Below are 18,032 nucleotides of genomic sequence, written 5' to 3'. Positions count from 1 at the left end.
CGCAGTGCGGCGGTGAGTGGAGCCGAGGCCCTTTGGCCTACTTGTCGATGATCTTGCGCGCGAAGACTTCGAGGTAGTCCATCAGCCGCTCGGCGCCCGCGATGGCGGCAGCTTCGTCGCCGGTCGCGATGCCCTGCGCCAGCTCGAGGTGCGCGTTGGCGCCCTCGACGATCTCCCCTTCGTGCTGGTAGGCATACCAGAAGCGCCGGCACTGCACGATCGGCGGGATCACCGCCCTCACTGCCGAGTCGTTGTGGCTCGCCTGGTGATTGACGAGGTCGAGTGCATGGTCGGCGCGCATGTAGCCGGTGAGGTCGCCTCGTGCCGCGGCCTCGACCATGGTCCGGGCGCAGCGGACGATGTCGGTGCGCTGCTGCGCGGTGGCCCGGCGCGCCGAGCAGGCGGCGATCAGCCGTTCGAGCACGCGCCGGGTCTGGATCACGTCGAGGTGGTCGGCCAGGTCGATGGCCGACACGAGCAGCCCGCGGCGCGGTTGCTGCACGATGAGTCCGATGGACACCATGCGCATCAGCGCCTCGCGCACCGGCGTGCGGCCGAGCCCCGTGCGCTCGGCGAGTTCGGCCTCGACGACCTGGCTGCCGGGCTGCAGCTGCATGGTCGACAGCAGCGTCTCGATGGCGTCGTAGGCCAGGTCGGCGGCGCGGCGCTTGGGCGGTGGACGGGAGGCGGTCTTCGAGGCGGGCATGGTCTTGTTCTGCGGATGCGGCGGCGTCATTGTCGGGGGTCGCCGTCGTTCGCCAAGCCTGCGAGTGTCGAGATGCGGGCCGGCGACAGCGGCGGGCGCGGCACGGGCGGCGTCCATCCGAAGAGGAAATGCGCCGCGTCGCCGCAGACGCGGCCCTGGCAGGCACCCATGCCGCAGCGGCGATGCAGCTTGGCGTCGGTCCAGCCGGTGCAACCTGCCAGCGCGGAGAAGGGAACGTCTTCGCAGCGGCACACGAGCGTGTCGGGCTGCGGCATCGTCTTGATATCCGGCGCCAGCGCGAAGCTGCGGTGCAGCTGCGCGGCGAAGGCGTTCCAGCGGGCGCGTTCGCCTTCGTGCGCCTTGGCTGCGTGTTCGTTGCCGACGGCCGCATGGCCTGCGATCGTGCCCTGCGCCAGTGCACGTTCGCTGCCGCCGAAGCCGGTGCACTCGCCGGCTGCATGGACGCCGGGGACGCTGGTGGCTTGCAGGGCATCGACCCACAGGGCCTGTGCCTTCAGCGCGCAGCCGAGCAGCTGCCCGAGCTGCGTGTTGGGTGTGAGGCCGAAGCCGCAGGCGATGCGGTCGCAGGCAATCTCGATTTCGCTGCTGCCTTGGCGAAGTCGCGCCGATTCGACCTGCGTCGCGCCGTGCGCCGAGACGATGCGCGACGAAGTGCGGTACTGCGGATCGGCGAGCGTCACCGCCTGCGCGGCCTTGCCGGGCCAGCGCGCGAGGCTGGCGCCGAAGCGCGCGACCGAGGCGAACGACGCCTGCTCCGCGACGCGCAGCACCTTCGCGCCGGCTGCGCGCGCAGTGGCTGCAGCGGCAAGCAGCAGCGGCCCGCTGCCCGCGATGACGATGCGTTCGCCCTCGACCGGCATGCCGGCCTTGACAAGCGCCTGCAGCCCGCCCGCGCCGGTCACGCCGGGCAGCGTCCATCCGGGGAAGGGCAGCAGCAGTTCGCGTGCACCGGTGCAGAGAATGRGCTTCTTCCACCGCATGCGCGTGGCGCCTTCGGCGTCTTCGAGCAGCAGTTCATGCGGCGAGGGCGCGGCGACGACGCGCGTGCCGCTGCGCACGCGGATGTTGGCATGGCGCTCGAGCGCATCGCGCCATTTGCGCGCCGCAGGCGGCAATGCCGCGCCGGGGCCATCGCGCCAGATCTGCCCACCGGGCACGGGGTTGTCGTCGATCACGACGATCGATGCACCGCTGGGCGCTGCCGCCACCGCCGCGGCCATGCCGGCCGGGCCTGCACCGACGACGAGCACCTCGCATTCTTCCTGTGCCATGCGGGTCGTCATTCCGTCGTCTCCACGCGCATGCCTTCGATGCAGACGGTTTGGCAGGCGAGCCTGCGCCGGCCATCGACCAGCACGCGGCATTCCTGGCACACGCCCATGCCGCAGAACGGCGCGCGCGGCTGGCCCGTGACCGAAATGCGCGCCACGCCCATGCCGCTGGCCACGCGCAGCGCGGCGGCGACCGAGCTGCCCGCCTTCACGCGCACCAGACGGCCGTCGATGTTCAACAGGGTGTGGCTGCTCATGCGAACTCCCGGAGGCTGCGCGGCGCATAGGGCGCCGCATCGAAGTCGGGGGTCGCGCCGGTCATCAAGGCAGCCAGCAGATGCGCGCTGCCCGGCGCAGTGGTCACACCGAGCCCTTCATGTCCGACAGCGAGCCAGAGCTTCTCGCGCCACGGGTGCTTGCCCAGCAGCGGAAGCCCGTCGGGCGAGGCCGCGCGCATGCCGGTCCACGAGCGCACCGCGTTGAGGTTCGCAAGCCCCGGCAGGTAGTCCAGCGTGCGCTGGAGCATGCGCGCGAGCATCAGCGCCTCGACCGCCGGGTCCGTTGTGTCGAACTGGCGCGACGAGCCGACCAGCAGCTGCCCCGTGGGCCGTGGCTGCACGTTGAAGGCGACCGAGTCGCCCTCGCTGTGGTGCGCGCTGGTCACGTAGCCGAGCTCGACCAGTTGGTGATGCACCGTGCCCGGATAGCGGTCAGTGACCAGCAGATGGCCCTTCTTCGGGCGGATCGGCAGTTCGGGGCACAGCGTCGTCGCCTGGATGCCGTTGGCCAGCACGACCTGCGGCGCTGTGCGGCGGCTGCCGTCGGCGAGGCGCAACGTGCCGTCGTCTTCGATGGCCTCGACCTTCGCATGCTCGACGCGGATCGATTCCTTGTTCTGGGTGAGCAGCCAGCGTGCGGCGTTCGGCGCATAGAGGATGCCGTCGCCCGGCACTTCGAGAGCGCCCGACAGGCCCTTGCGCAGCGCGGGCTCCGCGCTTGCCAGTTCGCGCGCATCGAGCAGCCGGCTGCCGATGCCATGCGCGCGCAGCCGCTGCTGTTTGCGCTCGGCCTCCGCCATCTCTTCGTCGTTCGCGGCGATCCAAAGCGTGCCGCAGGCGCTGTACGCGCAGTCGTCGCTCATGCGCGGCGCCAGCTCGCGCCACTGCGCGACCGAATGGCGGCTCAGTTCGAGCTCGGCCGCGTTGTCGTCCATCACCACGAGATGGCCCATGCCCGCGCCGGTGGCACCGCCGATGCGCGCATCGAGCACCAGCACCCTGCGCCCCGCCTGTGCGAGCGCCTGTGCGCACGCCGCGCCGACGATGCCGGCGCCGATGACGATGACATCCGCGTCCATGCCGACCGATGTCAGAGCCGGATGCCCCAGCCGAAGGGATCGTCTTCTTCGATCAGCAGCGTGGCTTCCGCGCTGATGTGCGCGCGGCCTCGCAGCGTGGGAATGACCTTGCCATCCGCCATCTCGTAGCTGGCCTCGAAGCGGCTGCCGATCACGCTGGCCTGCGTCCACACTTCGCCCGGCGCGAGCTTGCCGTCCGCCGCGAGGCAGGCGATCTTGGCGCTGGTGCCGGTGCCGCAAGGCGAGCGGTCATAGGCGTTGCCCGGGCACAGCACGAAGTTGCGGCTGTCCGCGCCTTCATCGTCGTGGGCAAAGAGTTCGACGTGATCGATCTCCGCGCCGTCCGCGCCCGTGATCCCCTGCGCCGCCAGCGCGCGGCGCAAGGCAGAGGTGTAGCCGGTCAGCGCCGCGAGGTTGTCGCTCGCCACGCGCTGGCCGTGCTCACTCACCAGGAAGAACCAGTTGCCACCCCAGGCCACGTCGCCGCGCACGGTGCCATGGCCCGACAGCTCGACCGCCACCTGGTGCAGATGCCGGTAGGCCGGCACGTTGCGCACGCTCACCGAGCCGTCTTCGTGCAGCGTGGTCGTGACCGTGCCTACAGGCGTCTCGATCCGGTGCTCGCCCACGCCGATGCGCCCCATGTGCGCAAGGCTCGCGACCAGCCCGATGGTGCCGTGGCCGCACATGCCGATGTAGCCGGCGTTGTTGAAGAAGACCACGCCGGCAGCCGCATCCGGCGACACCGGCTCGCACAGCAGCGCCCCCACCACCACGTCGCTGCCGCGCGGCTCCAGCACGGCCGCCGCGCGCCACTTGTCGTGCCGCTCGGCCAGCAGCGCACGACGCTCGGCCATGCTGCCGCCGCCCAGATCGGGAAACCCGCCAATCACAAGGCGTGTGGGCTCGCCGCCTGTGTGCGAATCGATGACCTGGATGCGTTGCATGTGGCTGGGTCCGATCAATAGCTGGCGAGGGGAACGGGCGCCGCGTTCTTGAAAGTGAAGACGGTGATGGGCGCCTGCTTCATGTTGCCCTTGTCGTCGTATGAATAGGTTGCGGCCACGCCCTTGTAGGTGGTCTTGTAAAGCTCGGCGCCCACCTTGTCGGGGTCGATGGAGTTGGCCTTCTTCATCGACTCGCCGATGAACAGCACCTGGTCGTAGTACGAAGCAGCGTACGCGTCGGGATCGACGTTGAAGCGCTTCTTGAACTTCTCCTTGAAGGCCGGGCCGCTCTGCGCCTTCTCGAGGATGGAGCCGCCTTGCGCGCAGAACACCAGGTCGTTGACCGCATCGCCGCCGAGCTTGCCGGTAGCGGGGCTGCACACGGTGTCGCCGCCCAGCAGCTTGCCGGGCACGGCCAGCTGCTTCATCTGGCGCGCCATGGGCGCGGCCTGCGGTGCATAGCCGCCGAAGAAGATGGCCTCGGGCGCCTTGGCCTTCATGTTGGTCAGGATGGCAGTGAAGTCCACGGCCTTGTCGGTGGTGAACTCCTGGCCGACCACGGTCAGGCCCTGCTTCTTCGCTTCCTTGGTGAACTCCTCGGCCAGGCCCTGGCCGAAGGCGGTGCGGTCGTCGATCACGCCGACCTTCGTCACCTTCAGCACCTTGGCCGCATACACGGCCATGCTGGAGCCGATCTGGTTGTCGCTCGCGATGATGCGGTAGAGGTTCTTGTAACCGCCCTGCGTCACCTTCGGGTTGGTGCCCACGGTGGAGACCATGGTGCCGCCTTCGCTGTAGATGCGCGAAGCCGGAATGGCCACGCCGGAGCAGTACGGGCCCATGACGTACTTGACGCCGTCGTCCACGAACTTCTGCGCGACGCTCACACCGGTCTTGGCGTCGCACTGGTCGTCTTCCGACACCATTTCGAACTTCAGCGTCTTGCCGCCGACGACAAGCTTCTTCGCGTTGAGCTCCTCGACGGCGAGGCGCACGCCGTTTTCATTGTCCTTGCCTGCGAAGGCATTGGGGCCCGAGAGCGGACCGCTGTGGCCGATCTTGACCACCTGCTCCTGTGCTTGTGCCTGACCTGCGATGGCGATGGCCACGAGGCCGAGAAACGAAACCATGTTTGCTTTTGACTTCATGCTTCTTCCTAGGTTGGGACAATGAAAAGAGGGGCGTATTACATAATCGATTGGTACTGCGCAGGCCGCGTGGCGAGCGCCTTCTTCACGATGGCTTCGATGAATGCGCGCTCCTCGCCGATGAGCGGCAAGCGCGGACGGCGCATGTGCTCGCTGCCCACGCCCACCAGCACGTCGATGAGCTTGAGGTTCTGCACCAGCTTGGTCGACACGTCGAGATGCAGCATCGGCGTCATCCACTGGTAGAGCTTGAGCGCTTCGGCAAACTTGCCGGCCTTCATCAGGTCGTACAGCGCCACGGTCTCGCGCGGGAAGGCGCAGCCTACGCCGGCCAACAGGCCGTCGCAGCCGAGCGCCAGGCCTTCGTAGGCGAGGTCGTCCACGCCCAGGAACAGCTGGTAGCGGTCGCCCACGGTGTTGCGCAGGTCGGTGATGCGGCGGATGTCGTCGGTGCTTTCCTTGATGGCCGCGATCCATTCGCAGTCAGCCAGCTCGACCATGTGCTCGGGCTTGAGGTCGACGCGGTAGGCCACCGGGTTGTTGTAGACCATGATGGGTTTTTGCGCCGCGTTGGCGATGGTGCGCACATTGAGCATCGCCTCGCGCGCGTCGGCCACGTAGATCACCGAGGGCATCACCATGAAGCCGGCCACGCCGAGCTTGTTGGCGCCGTCCACGTAGCGCAGCGCTTCGCGCGTGCTGGTTTCCGACACATTGGCCAGCACCGGGATGCGGCCGTCGGCAGCTTCGAGCGCGATCTTCGCGACCTGCAGCTTTTCTTCCAGCGTCAGCGTGCTGGCTTCGCCGAGCGAGCCGCAAGTGACGAGGCCGTGGATGCCGTTGCGGATCTGGAAGTCGATGTGACGGGCCGTGCCCTCGGCATCGATGCTCTCGTCGGCGTGGAACTTGGTGGTGATGGCGGGGAAGATGCCTTGCCAGCGGGGATTGGTCACTTGATCGCTCCTTGTGGATGTGCGGTGGTGTGGAAGCGTCGCACTTTAAATATATTAAGGATATATGGTCAAGATATCTTTGGGGCATGCGCTCTTCCGCGCCCGGTTTTTCTGTGATATCCGGGAGCGGGTAGGTCGCGCTACTTGCGGCCGTCCGCGGGGCGCAGCAGGCCCCGCTTGAGCGTCACCGGCTTGCCGATGGGTGGCGCGGTCTTCGTCTCGACGGTGCGCAGCGTGCCGTTGTCCATGCGCACGCCCACCTCGTAGACCGTGACCGTGCGCACGTGCTTCTCGATCTCGTTGCCCGCGAAGCCGCCGCCCACCGCGCCGAGCACCGTGGTCGCGACGCGCCCATTGCCATGGCCGAACTGGTTGCCGACGAGGCCACCCACCACGCCGCCGGCCACGGCCCCCACGCCCGAGGTGTTCTGGATGCGCTTCTGAACCGGGCGAACCGATTCGACATGGCCGCAGACCGCGCAAGGTGGCGGGGCGGGAGGAGCGGCAGCGACGGGTGGCGCGTTCATCACGCCTGGCGCCGGTCCGGGCTGGATCGCCTGAGCTGGCATGGGAGCGGGCATCGGCGCAGCCGCCATTGCTTGCGGCGCGGGGCCCGTCGCCGTGGGCGGCACGGCGAGCGCCGGTGGCATGGCTTCAGGCTTGAAATCGTCCGGTGCAATGGGCGACGCAGCGGCAACGACTGGCGGCGGTGCACTCGCACTCGCGACCGGCTCCTGGCGGTGAAGCAACACGCCGCCAAGCGCCACCACGGCCACGCTCAATGCGCCGATCACGGCCCACAGCGGCTTGGGCGACTTGCCCACCGGCTGGCCCGGAGGCGGGTTGAATGGCGACGTCGGATCCATGAAAAGCCCCTTATACGGTCCGAAGCGGAATGCCCCGGAACCCATCAGGAAGCATGAGCGCGGGCGGCGCGTTGTCAATTGACCGGCGTCCTACACTGCGATGTCGGTCACGCCTGAGAGGAACCGCGCGGCCTCGCTTCGCATGCCCCGTGAGATGGACTCCCAGGTCCATGCAGGGAAATCCGACGGCAACAGGGCCTCGATCTCGCTCAGTGCGTCATCCACCGACGCCACCATGTCCAGCATGGCGTTCCAGACATCGATGCCACCGTTCTTCATGGCCAGCCCATGCCAATGGCGAGCCTGGATGGTGTGAAAGACATGGTGCGCATTCTTGGAGCGGATCGCCATGGCCAGACCCGCCTTGCGCGGCTGGAACTGATTGGGCCCGTTGCCGAAGTACGGCCACGTCGAAATGATGTCGTAGAGCGGCGTCATCTCGTAGGCGTCACCGCGCAAGAGGTGGATCGAGAAGTTCTTGGCGTGGCCGTCGGTGGCGGCGAGCAGAAAGAAGGCCAATTGCGCGAGCAGGAACCGGGCGCCATCCTCCGCACTCCCGCTGCCTTGCAGAAGCTGCAGGCACTTGCTCATGCCGGGGCCGCCGTGCTGCTCGTACTTCCTGTCGGACGGCAGGCCCATGGCCTGGCAACAGTCCTCCTGCGGCAGGCGCGCGATCCAGGCGCCACCATCCATCCACTCGCGGTCGAACCGCTCCACGACCAGGACCGTCTGCCCGCCGAAGGTGGCCATGGATGTCGGCGCCACTTGCAGGCCGAGTGCCTCGACGATCTGTGCGCACAGCCATTCGTTCTGCACCGAGTCCGAGGCGTCCACGCGCTTGGAGCCGCCGATCAATCCCAGCGGCAGCTTGATGATGTGCGTGGTGGGCGTGGCGCCATGCGGCCGGCACCATTCGCCGTTCCAGAAAGTCAGGGCGGTCTTCTCCTGCGCACCGGCAAGGGAAATGCGAAACAGGTCTTCGTCGCGCATGCCTTCCGGGGTGTCTTCGGACGGAACGGCTTGCAGCAGCGCGGCGATCTGCTCTTCGTCCAGGGGCTCGCAGTTCACGGCATTCCAGCCCTGCGGCGCGGCGCCTTCGGGCAGCAATTGCACGGCCCCGACACAGTCGCGGCCGATGGCTTCGAGCAGGTCGAAAGTCCTGGCGTCCTTGAGCTTGAAGCGATTGCGCAGACGCGCGCGAACCCTGTCGTTGTCGGGCAGCAGATTGTCGAAGTAGTTGCGGACCACCTCGCCGCGGACTTCGAGCGTGCCGGTGAGCGGAATCGACAACGACAGCGAGCGCCGCCGGGGCGATTCGAGCCATCGGGGGTCGTACCGGAAGGTGTGGACGCCGTGGTCGACGGACCAGGTGCCAACGGGCTCCCCGTTCATCCACGCGCCAAGCGCCTGCGTCACCAGGACTCCTTCTTCGGCCGGACGACGAAGCTCCGGCGAGACGTCGGCTTGATGTCCTTGCCGGGATTCAGCGCCTGAAGCGCGCGAAGCGATGCGCCTGGAGCACTCGATTGCCCGGAAGGCAGGTGCACCAGCACCGATTGATCGCTCATCCTCGTGGCGGTCCATCCTTCCGGGAGGTTCACGGCATCGTCCGGCAGCGAGTCGCGCCTCCCGGGATGCTCCTGCGCGGCGTCAGCGATGGGACTTGAGGACGTTCCGTCCTGCAGGGAAAAGGATGCCCCCAACGCCGCCATCAACTTCATCAGTTGCTCGAAGCTGACCGCCCCGGGATTCGCTTCGATCTCCGCGATCCGGGCCTGGCTGACACCGACCAACGCGCCTGCCTGCGCCTGTGTCAGGCCGCGCTTCTTCCGCAATGCCTTGAGGTGCGGCCGCAGCTGGTCGACGAAACGAAGGGGATAGTCCATCGCCGACCAGAATATCGGCTATAGCTTATTTTGTCAAAATATCAGCTTCAGGATATTTTTATAAATTACAAGCCTTGCCTTATTTTTTTCTGCACCAAGGCCTGGCCGTTATTCGATCACCGCCTCAATCGATCTTCGCCCCCGAAGCCTTCACCACCGCCCCCATCGCATCCCAGTCCGAGCGCAACAGCTTCTGGAACTCCTCCGCGCTCTGACTGCGCGGCTCCACGCCCAGGCGCTTGAAGCGTTCCTGGATCGCCGGGTCGGCCAGCACCTTGTTGGCCGCGACGTTGATGCGCTCGACTTCCGCCTTGGGCGTGCCGGCCGGCGCGAGCAAGCCGATCCACGAATCGAAGGCGTAGCCCGGCAGGCCGCTCTCGGCCACCGTCGGCAGCTTCGGCAGGAAGGGGCTGCGCGACTGGCCGGTGGACGCGAGCAGCTTGATGCGCGCATCGTCCTGGAAGCCGATCACGCCGATGCTCGACGAGATCACCGCCTGCACGCGACCCGCGAGCACCTCATTGACGGCCTCGCCGGTCGACTTGGTCGGGATGTGCGTCATCTGCAGCCCCGCCTTCGCGAGAAACGACGCCATCGCGAGGTGCGTCGCGCTGCCGTTGCCGGCCGAGGCGTAGTTGTACTTGCCGGGGTTGGCCCTGACCTCCTTGATGAAGTCGGCCGTGCTCGACACATTCATGCCGCTGGCCACCGCCAGCACATAGCCCGCGTTGCCGACGTTGGCCACGCCGACGAAATCCTTCAGCGGGTCGTAGCTCAGCTTGTTGTAGAGAAAGCCCGCGATGTTGTGGCTCGCCGCCGCGAGGACCAGCGTGTTGCCGTCGGCCGGCGCGCGCGCCACCAGGGCCGCGCCCACGGTGCCACCCGCGCCCGCGCGGTTCTCGACGATGGCGCTGGCATTCAGCGCCGCGCCCAACTCATTGTTGAAGGCGCGCGCCACCGTGTCCTGCACCGCGCCGGTGGCGAAGGGCACGACGATGTGGATCACGCGCTGCTGTGCATGGGCCGGTGCGATGGCACCAAGCACCGCCGCAGCAGCAAGCGCGGTCAACGAACGTCGGGTGAGCGGGGTGGAGGTCATCTGTGTGGCCACTTTCTTGGTCATCGTCAACAGGAAGGGAACAACTTCAACCGCCCGGCGACAGCCAGCGCTGCACCAGCTTCACGAAGTAGCTGGCACCGATCGGGATGATCTCGTCGTTGAAGTCGAACGAGGTGTTGTGAATGATGCAGGGGCCGGGCCCGTGGCCGTCGAGCCGGTGGTCGCCGTCGCCGTTGCCCAGGAAGGCGTAGCAGCCGGGCCGCGCGAGCAGCATGTGGGCGAAGTCCTCGGCGCCCATCACGGCGGGGAAGTTGTCGGTGACCATGTCGTCGCCAACCACCTCGCGCATCACGCCGGCGGCAAAGCGCGCCTCGGCCGGATGGTTCACGGTCGGCGGCGAGGAGCGGTTGAAGTACACCTCGGCCGTGCAGCCATGCGCCGCCGCCACGCCGGCCGCCACTTCGCGCAGCCGCGCCTCGAGCTTGTCGATGGCTTCGATGGAAAAGGTGCGGATCGTGCCGCCCACCGTCGCCACATCGGGAATCACGTTCGGCGCATCCGAGCCCTGCAGCTGCGTGACTGCAAGCAGTGCGCGCTCGGTGCTGGGAATGGTGCGCGCCACGATGGTCTGCAGTTGCTGCGCCAGCGTGACCACCGCGGCCACCGGGTCGATGCCGGTGTGCGGCATCGAGGCATGCGTGCCGCGTCCACGCAGCGTGATCTTGTACGTGTTGCTCGACGCCATCAGCGCGCCTTCGTTGAGCGCAAAGCGGCCCACGTCGCCGACGGGGAAGTTGTGCAGCCCGAAGACCGCGTCGCACGGAAAGCGCTCGAACAGGCCTTCGTCGATCATCTTCTTCGCGCCGGCCTTGCCCATCTCCTCGGCGGGCTGGAAGATGAAATGCACCGTGCCGTCGAAGTCGCCGGGGCCCTGCTGCGACAGGTGCCACGCGGCGGCCAGCAGCATGGTGGTGTGGCCGTCGTGGCCGCAGGCGTGCATGCGGCCGGGGTTGGTCGACTTGTGGGCGAACTCGTTGGCTTCGTGCAATGGCAGCGCGTCCATGTCGGCGCGCAGGCCGATGGTGCGCGAGCCCGTGCCCTTGCGCAGCACGCCGACGAGTCCCGTGCCGGCGATGCCTCGGTGCACCTCGATGCCCCATCCGGTCAGCAGGCTCGCGACCTTCTCGGAAGTGCGGTGCTCCTCGAAACCGAGTTCGGGATGGGCGTGGATGTCGCGCCGGATCTCGACGAAACGGGCGGCGTTGGCAAGGAAGGAATCGGCGATGTTCATGGCGGCGAGGGCACTGTCGTGGGAGGCGGACGATTCTGGCGCAAGGCGGCGTTTGCCGCCATGACAGCGGGTCAAAGCCTGGCCAGCACTTCGTCCAGCGTGCCGATCAGCAGATCGGCATTGGCTTCGGAGAACACCAGCGGCGGACGGATCTTCAGCGTGTTGGCGTGTTCGCCGGTGGCGCTCAGCAGCACCTGCCGCTCGCGCAGGCCGTTGACGACGCGCACGGTCTCGGCCGTGGCAGGCGTGCGCGCGCGACGGTCTGTCACGAGCTCCAGGCCCACGAACAGGCCCGCGCCGCGCACGTCGCCGATCAACTCGTGGCGCTCGGCAAGCTTCGAGAGTCCGGCGCGCAGATGGCGGCCCACGCGCTGCGCATTGGCCATCAATCCTTCGCGCTCGATCACGTCGAGCACCGCCATGCCGGCCGCCATCGACACCGGGTTGCCGCCGAAGGTGTTGAAGTAGCGGCACTCGCGGCCGAACGCGGCCAGCACCTCCGGCTGCACCGCCAGCCCAGCCAATGGATGGCCGTTGCCCAGCGGCTTGCCCATGGTCACGATGTCGGGCACCAGACTCTCGTGGCGCATGAAGCCCCAGAAGGCATCGCCGGTGCGGCCCAGGCCGGGCTGCACTTCGTCGGCGATGAAGATCCCGCCGGCCTCGCGGATCGCGGCAACCGCTTCGTTCAGGAAGCCCGCCGGGTCGGTGAAGATGCCGTCGCTCGAGAACACGGTGTCGACCATCAGCGCGGCCGGCCGCATGCCATGCGCCTGCAGGTCGGCGATGGCGGCGCGCACGCCGGCGGCGAAAGCCCTTCCCTGGTCTTCGGGCGGCACGCGGTAGCTGTCGGGCGGCGGCACGGTGCGCACCGTCTTGCCGAGCTGCACGAAGCGCCCGAGCGAAGGCGAGGCCTGCGCGATCGACTCCGTCACGCCGTGGTACGCGAAGCGCGTGACGATCAGCCCTTCGGCCTTCGTGTGGGCCTTGGCGATGCGCATCGCAAGGTCGTTGGCCTCGCTGCCGGTGCAGGTGAACATCGCATGGCCGAGCGCGGGCGGCATGGTGGCCAGCAGGCGCTCGGCGTAGTCGAGCACGCCTTCGTGCAGGTAGCGCGTGTGGGTGTTGAGCACGCTGGCCTGCCGCGCGATGGCCTCCACCACGTGTGGATGGCAATGCCCCACCGACGCGACGTTGTTGTACGCATCGAGATAGCGCTTGCCGTCGGCGTCGTCGAGCCACACGCCTTCGCCGCGCACCGGGTGCAGCGGTGCTTCGTAGAACAGGCGGTAGGCCGGGCCGAGCAGCCGCGCGCGGCGTTCCAGGAGCGATTCTTCAGGCATTTGCGTGACTCTGGTTCATGCCGCAGGCGCGCCGGAAGGCGGTGCTTGCGGCTTCGTTGCCGATGCGGTCGCAGGCCTGCAGGCGGGCCCACGACAGCGCGTTGTTGCGCAGCAGGTAGGCCGCGTTGTCGGGGTGGCGCGCAGCGCGCCAGCCGCTGATGGCCACCACCATCACGAGCCGCGCGGTGATCAGCGTGAACAGCACGTCGACCTCCTCGCGCGTCAGCGGAAGCACGGCGTGGTACGCGGCAATGAAGGGCACGATGCCGGCCAGCGCATCGCCCGCCGGATCGAGCTGGTAGGCCGCGGCCACTGCGAGGTCGTCGATCAGCGGCGCGCGCACCATGTCGCCGAAATCGAGGATGCCGGCAATGCGGTCGGTGTCGGCGGGATCGACCAGCACGTTGTAGATGTTGAAGTCGTTGTGAATGGGCTGCGTGCGCAGGCCCGCCAGCACCGGCTTCGCATCGCGCTCGAAGCGGTCGAGCGAGCGCCCGGCCAGCGCGCGCCGCTGCGGATCGCCGATGTGCGCGAGCAGGCCGCGCACGCTGTCGGCGCGCTGGATGTCCCAGGGCAGCGCGAGCGCGCCGGCCGGATGGTCGAAGTCGCGCAGCGCGAGGTCGAGCCGGGCCAGCGTGCGCGCCAGGTTCAGTTGCTGCGCGGCTGTGCGCGGCGCTTCGGGCAAGGGCAGGCCCGGCAGGTAGCTGAAGAGCCGAGCCACGCGCGGCAGGCCGTCGCCCGGATCGCACAGCAGCGAAGGCTGGCCCTCGCGCGTGGGCACGATGCGCTGCACCGGCAGCCCCGCGTCGGCAGCCGCGATGTGCAGCAGCGCCTGGGTCTGGAAGTCCGCCACCAGCGGTGTTTCGCTCGGGTGGGAGATCTTCAGCATGAAGTGCTCGCCGGTCAGCGCCGATTCGAGGCGGTAGTTGCGGTCGCGCTCGCCGGTCAGCGGCCGCATCTCGCCTTCGATGCCGTAGTGGCGCAGCGCGAACGCGCGCACCCAGTCGGGGTCGAGTTCGGGCGAGCCTTCGCTCAAGACTTCCGCATCGTCGAACCCGTCCGCTGCCGTCATGCGGCGCCCGCGAAGCCGCGCAGCGCGCTGGCGAGGTTGGGGCCCAGGTCGTCGGAGAGATAGCCGCCCTCCTGCACCAGCACGGTCGGCAAGCCGAGGCGCGCGATCTCGGCGAGCAGCTGCGCGAAGCCGGGCGTCGTGATCTTCATGCCCTTGTAGGGATCGCGCTCATGCGTGTCGAGGCCCAGCGCCACCACCAGCGCGCCGGGCGCGAAGGCGCGGATGCTCTCGCAGGCATCGCGCAACGCAGGCAGGTAGCCGTCGATGTCGGTGCCCAGCGCGAGCGGCTTGTTGATGTTGTAGCCCAGGCCCGCGCCCTCGCCGCGCTCGTGCGCATAGCCGGTGAAGAAGGGCGTGAAGTTGCGCGGATCGCCGTGCAGCGAGATCGTCAGCACGTCGGCGCGGCGGTAGAAGATGCCCTGCGTGCCGTTGCCGTGGTGCACGTCGATGTCGAGGATCGCCACGCGGTCGTGCGCCGCGCGCAAGTGCTGCGCCGCGATGGCCGTGTTGTTCAGGTAGCAGAAGCCGTTGGCCCGGTCGGCATAGGCGTGGTGGCCCGGCGGACGGCACAGCGCATAGGCCGCGCGCTCGCCCTGCAGCACGAGCTGCGCCGCGTGGGTGGCCACGTGGGCCGAGCCCACGGCCGCGGCCCAGGTGTGCGGGCCGATGGAACACGCGTTGTCGCCCATGTGGAAGCCGGCCTGCCCGACCACGCTCTCCGGATACGTGCAGGGCTCGCCCGGAAAGGGATGGATGTTGGGCATGACCTCGTCGGACGGGTCGTCCAGCAGCCGCCAGCGCGCGTAGGCCGTCTCCAGGAAGCGCAGGTACTCCGGCGTGTGGATCGCGGCGCGCGGGCCGGCGCCGAAGTCTTCGCCCGCGACAACCTCGTGGCCATCGTGCTCGACCGCCGACAGCAGGCGGAAGGCCCGCTCGGGCTGCTCGTTGCTGCGCTTCAGGCGGCCGCGCACCATGAAGAGCTGCGGGTCGTGGTCCTTGTGGGCGTCGCTGTAGACGATCTTCATCTCGCGGGTCCTTGCGTGGAAGTGGTGAGGGCGACGTCGCCGTGCTGCTTCACGAACAGTGCGCGCACCTGCTGCCAGGCGTCGTCGAGATGTTCGCGCATGGCCAGGCGTGACGCCTCGACGTCGCGGCTCATCAGCGCATCGACGATGGGGTAGTGCGTGTTGGCCATGGTCTCGGGGTCGTGGTAGACCGCGTCGATCAGCGCGATGATCATCTGCATCTCGGTCTGGGTGTTCGAGAAGATGCGGTGCAGGTGCGCGTTGCCCGAGAGCTCGCTGATCAGCGTGTGGAAGGCCAGGTCGGTCGCGATGCGCACGTGCTGCGGCTGCGTGGGCGCCTCGCGCACCATGTCGTCCACCAGCGTGCGCAGGCGCTGCAGCCCCGCGTCGTCGGCCTTGCGGCAGGCCAGCTCGACCGAGGTCATCTCCAGGCTCAGGCGCACTTCGAACAGGTCGTCGATTTCCTGGACGCTGATGGTGCGCACCGCGAAGCCGTGGCGCGGGCGCGCCACCAGCACGCCCTGGCGCTCGAGCCGGCGCGCGGCCTCGCGCACGGGGGCGCGGCTCACGCCCATGCGGCGCGCGATCTCGGCCTCGACGATACGGCTGCCGGGCGCGAGGCGCCCTTCGACGATGGCGCGCGTCAGCTGCGCTTCGACCAGCCCGACCAGGTCGGGCGCCTCGACGGACTCGAAGCCGGTGCTGTCGGCGATGGAAGAAGAAAAAGCCATGGTGTTTGTCTCGTCATGTGAGGGGTAGCGGGGCCTTATTCTTGATTGGCCGCCGTGCCAGGTAGACCCCCGCGGCCATGATCAGCGCAATGCCCGCCATCGCCAGCCCATCGGGCGGCCTGTGGAACCAGAAAGTGCTGAAGACCACCGCGAGCAGCAGCTGGAAGTAGTTGAGCGGTGCCAGCGTCGCGGCCTCGACGCGCTCGAAGGCGGCCAGCAGCAGCCACTGCGCCAGCCCGCTGCAGGCACCGCCCGCGAGCAGCAACAGCACCGCACCGGCAGCGGGCCGCTCGGCCGGCAGGAAGAAGGGCGCGGGCAGGGCGGTGACGACCAGGCACACCAGCGCCGTGTACGCATACTGCACCGGGCTCGCGACCAACCCCGCAAGGCGGCGCGTGAGCAGCTGGAAAATCGCATAGCAGACGGCCGACACCGCCATCAGCATCGTGCCCACCCATGGCAGGTTGCCGCCGGGCCGCACGATCAGCAGCATGCCCGCGAAGCCCACGCTCACCGCCACCCAGCGGCTGCGCTGCACCGCCTCGCCCACCAGCCAGGGCGACAGCGCCACCATGAGCAGCGGTGCGGTGAAGTAGATGGCGGTGGCTTCGGCCAGCGGCATCCAGATCAGCGCCGTCATGAAGCAGGTAGCCACGGTCGCGAGCATCACGCCGCGCAACAGCAGCAGCCTCTTCTGCGGCGCGCGCCAGATGCGCAAGTCGCCGTGGCGCAGCAGCATCGCGAAGGCAATGCAGATCACCGACAGGTAGCGCATCAGGTTGACGAAAGGCGCGGGGTAGAACTGCAGCATGTGCTTGCAGAAGGCGTCGTAGCTCGCGAAGGCCACCAGCGCGCAGAAGAACAGCGCAACGCCGGTGCTCCTGGAGCCCGGCGGGCGCAGCAGCACTGCGGCGCTCGCGGTGGTGTTCACGCCAGCGAAGCCTCGAAGCGCACCATCGCGCGATCGAAGCGTTCGAACATCTCGTCGATCTGCGCGGGCGTGATGATGAGCGGCGGACAGAAGGCCACGGCATCGCCCATGGCGCGCACGATCAGGCCCTCCTGCAGCGCGAGTTCGGCCAGCCGTGCGCCGGCCTTCATCGCCGCATCGAAGGGCATGCGCTTCGCCGGGTCGGCCGCAAGTTCGAGCGCGCCGATCAACCCCACGCCGCGCACCTCGCCCACATGCGAATGGCCGGCGTAGCGGCGCAGGCCGGCCTGGAACTGCGGCGCCACCGCCTGCACATGCGCGAGCACCTGCTCGTCCTCGTAGATGCGCAGCGTTTCGAGCGCGACCGCGGCAGTCACCGGATGGCCCGAGTAGGTGAAGCCGTGGCCGAAGGTGCCGATCTTTCCGCTGTTGGCGGCCACGGCCGCATGCACCTGCTCGGACACCATGACGGCCGAAATCGGCACATAGCCCGACGACAGGGCCTTGGCCGCGGTAAGGATGTCGGGCCGCAGGCCGAAGGTGGTGGAGCCGAACATCTCGCCGGTACGGCAGAAGCCGCAGATCACCTCGTCGGCGATCAACAGCACCTCGTACTTGCGCAGCACCGCCTGCACCTTTTCGAAATAGGTGGCCGGCGGCACCAGCACGCCGCCCGCGCCCATCACCGGTTCCGCGATGAAGGCACCCACGGTGTCGGGCCCTTCGGCAAGGATGCGCTGCTCGAGCGCATCGGCCAGCCGCGTGGCGAAGGCCTCTTCGGTTTCGCCGGGCTCGGCGTAGCGGTAGTGATGCGGGCAATCGACGTGCAGCACGCGGTCGATCGGCAGGTCGAAATCGCGGTGGTTGGGCACCAGCCCGCTCAAGCTGGCCGCCGCCACGGTGACGCCGTGGTACGCGTTGCGGCGCGCGATGATCTTCTTCTTGCCGGGCTTGCCGATGGCGTTGTGGTAGTACCAGACCAGCTTGACGGCGGTGTCGTTGGCCTCCGAACCCGAGTTGGCGAAGAACACCTTGGACATCGGCACCGGCGCCATCGACAACAGCTTCTCGGCCAGCGCAATGGCCGCCGCATTCGAGCGGTGGTTGAAGGTGTGATAGCAGGGCAGCGTGTGCAGCGCGTCGCTGCCGGCCTTGGCAAGGCGCGCATTGCTGAAGCCCAGCGAAACACACCACAGACCCGACATGGCCTCCAGATAGCGCCGGCCCTGGTCGTCCTCCACGTAGATGCCGTCGCCGCGCTCGATCACGAGCGGGTCGACCTGCGGATGCGCCGCGAGGTTGGTGAAGGGGTGCAGGTGGGCCGCGATGTCGTTTGCGGCGCGCTCTGCATGTGCTGCTTGCAACGCCGCGGTAGGGATGGATGCGTTCATGTGGCCTGCTCCGTTGTCTTGAAATGCGAGGGC

Annotated in this window: 18 protein-coding genes; all 18 read right to left on the bottom strand. The window is 68.2% G+C overall.

The features are described from left to right. Window positions 1–37: 37 nt before the first annotated feature. Entirely contained in the window at window positions 38–706 is a 669-nt protein-coding gene (locus AC1DFC_RS06980; RefSeq protein WP_157632108.1) for a GntR family transcriptional regulator, read from the bottom strand. A gap of 26 nt (window positions 707–732) precedes the next feature. Further along, window positions 733–2,010: an FAD-dependent oxidoreductase gene (locus tag AC1DFC_RS06975; protein ID WP_478178874.1), complete on the bottom strand. Its 1,278-nt coding sequence runs from the start codon at window positions 2,008–2,010 to the stop codon at window positions 733–735. Further along, on the bottom strand, window positions 2,007–2,255 hold the full coding sequence (locus AC1DFC_RS06970; RefSeq protein ID WP_413332580.1) for a (2Fe-2S)-binding protein: 249 nt from the start codon (window positions 2,253–2,255) through the stop codon (window positions 2,007–2,009). The genes AC1DFC_RS06975 and AC1DFC_RS06970 overlap by 4 nt, the downstream gene beginning before the upstream one ends. After that, entirely contained in the window at window positions 2,252–3,355 is a 1,104-nt protein-coding gene (locus AC1DFC_RS06965; protein WP_478178873.1) for an NAD(P)/FAD-dependent oxidoreductase, read from the bottom strand. Before AC1DFC_RS06965 ends, AC1DFC_RS06970 begins: the two co-directional genes overlap by 4 nt. A gap of 11 nt (window positions 3,356–3,366) precedes the next feature. Further along, a complete protein-coding gene (locus tag AC1DFC_RS06960) occupies window positions 3,367–4,302 on the bottom strand; it encodes a 4-hydroxyproline epimerase (RefSeq protein ID WP_413332583.1) in 936 nt (311 codons plus the stop codon). A 14-nt stretch (window positions 4,303–4,316) separates the two neighbouring features. Then, a complete protein-coding gene (locus AC1DFC_RS06955) occupies window positions 4,317–5,450 on the bottom strand; it encodes a branched-chain amino acid ABC transporter substrate-binding protein (RefSeq protein ID WP_413332585.1) in 1,134 nt (377 codons plus the stop codon). Between the two features lie 38 nt (window positions 5,451–5,488). Beyond that, complete coding sequence (locus AC1DFC_RS06950) at window positions 5,489–6,403, bottom strand: dihydrodipicolinate synthase family protein (protein ID WP_478178872.1); 915 nt, start codon at window positions 6,401–6,403, stop codon at window positions 5,489–5,491. Window positions 6,404–6,543: 140 nt separating this feature from the next. Continuing rightward, window positions 6,544–7,269 carry an outer membrane lipoprotein gene (locus AC1DFC_RS06945; protein ID WP_478178871.1) on the bottom strand — a complete coding sequence of 242 codons (726 nt, stop codon included), beginning with the start codon at window positions 7,267–7,269 and terminating at the stop codon, window positions 6,544–6,546. Between the two features lie 90 nt (window positions 7,270–7,359). Beyond that, on the bottom strand, window positions 7,360–8,688 hold the full coding sequence (locus AC1DFC_RS06940; RefSeq protein ID WP_478178933.1) for a HipA domain-containing protein: 1,329 nt from the start codon (window positions 8,686–8,688) through the stop codon (window positions 7,360–7,362). Beyond that, window positions 8,682–9,155 (bottom strand): helix-turn-helix domain-containing protein, encoded by a 474-nt coding sequence (locus AC1DFC_RS06935; protein ID WP_413332589.1) that lies wholly within the window; start codon window positions 9,153–9,155, stop codon window positions 8,682–8,684. The genes AC1DFC_RS06940 and AC1DFC_RS06935 overlap by 7 nt, the downstream gene beginning before the upstream one ends. Window positions 9,156–9,279: 124 nt before the next feature. Beyond that, window positions 9,280–10,278 carry a tripartite tricarboxylate transporter substrate-binding protein gene (locus AC1DFC_RS06930; protein ID WP_478178870.1) on the bottom strand — a complete coding sequence of 333 codons (999 nt, stop codon included), beginning with the start codon at window positions 10,276–10,278 and terminating at the stop codon, window positions 9,280–9,282. A gap of 22 nt (window positions 10,279–10,300) precedes the next feature. Further along, window positions 10,301–11,506, bottom strand: a complete 1,206-nt coding sequence (locus AC1DFC_RS06925; RefSeq protein WP_007828617.1) for a M20 aminoacylase family protein — start codon at window positions 11,504–11,506, stop codon at window positions 10,301–10,303. Between the two features lie 71 nt (window positions 11,507–11,577). Further along, complete coding sequence (locus AC1DFC_RS06920) at window positions 11,578–12,849, bottom strand: aspartate aminotransferase family protein (protein WP_007828615.1); 1,272 nt, start codon at window positions 12,847–12,849, stop codon at window positions 11,578–11,580. Next, window positions 12,842–13,921, bottom strand: a complete 1,080-nt coding sequence (locus tag AC1DFC_RS06915; protein ID WP_007828614.1) for a phosphotransferase — start codon at window positions 13,919–13,921, stop codon at window positions 12,842–12,844. The genes AC1DFC_RS06920 and AC1DFC_RS06915 overlap by 8 nt, the downstream gene beginning before the upstream one ends. Further along, window positions 13,918–14,946 carry a histone deacetylase family protein gene (locus tag AC1DFC_RS06910; protein WP_007828612.1) on the bottom strand — a complete coding sequence of 343 codons (1,029 nt, stop codon included), beginning with the start codon at window positions 14,944–14,946 and terminating at the stop codon, window positions 13,918–13,920. The genes AC1DFC_RS06915 and AC1DFC_RS06910 overlap by 4 nt, the downstream gene beginning before the upstream one ends. After that, on the bottom strand, window positions 14,943–15,677 hold the full coding sequence (locus AC1DFC_RS06905; RefSeq protein WP_007828610.1) for a GntR family transcriptional regulator: 735 nt from the start codon (window positions 15,675–15,677) through the stop codon (window positions 14,943–14,945). The genes AC1DFC_RS06910 and AC1DFC_RS06905 overlap by 4 nt, the downstream gene beginning before the upstream one ends. 13 nt (window positions 15,678–15,690) lie before the next feature. Continuing rightward, window positions 15,691–16,608: a DMT family transporter gene (locus tag AC1DFC_RS06900; RefSeq protein WP_007828600.1), complete on the bottom strand. Its 918-nt coding sequence runs from the start codon at window positions 16,606–16,608 to the stop codon at window positions 15,691–15,693. After that, complete coding sequence (locus tag AC1DFC_RS06895) at window positions 16,605–17,999, bottom strand: aspartate aminotransferase family protein (protein WP_007828597.1); 1,395 nt, start codon at window positions 17,997–17,999, stop codon at window positions 16,605–16,607. Before AC1DFC_RS06895 ends, AC1DFC_RS06900 begins: the two co-directional genes overlap by 4 nt. Between the last annotated feature and the right edge of the window lie 33 nt (window positions 18,000–18,032).

The sequence above is a fragment of the Variovorax sp. 10L421 genome (assembly GCF_056395365.1).
This window is presented reverse-complemented; position numbering and strand designations above follow the sequence as displayed.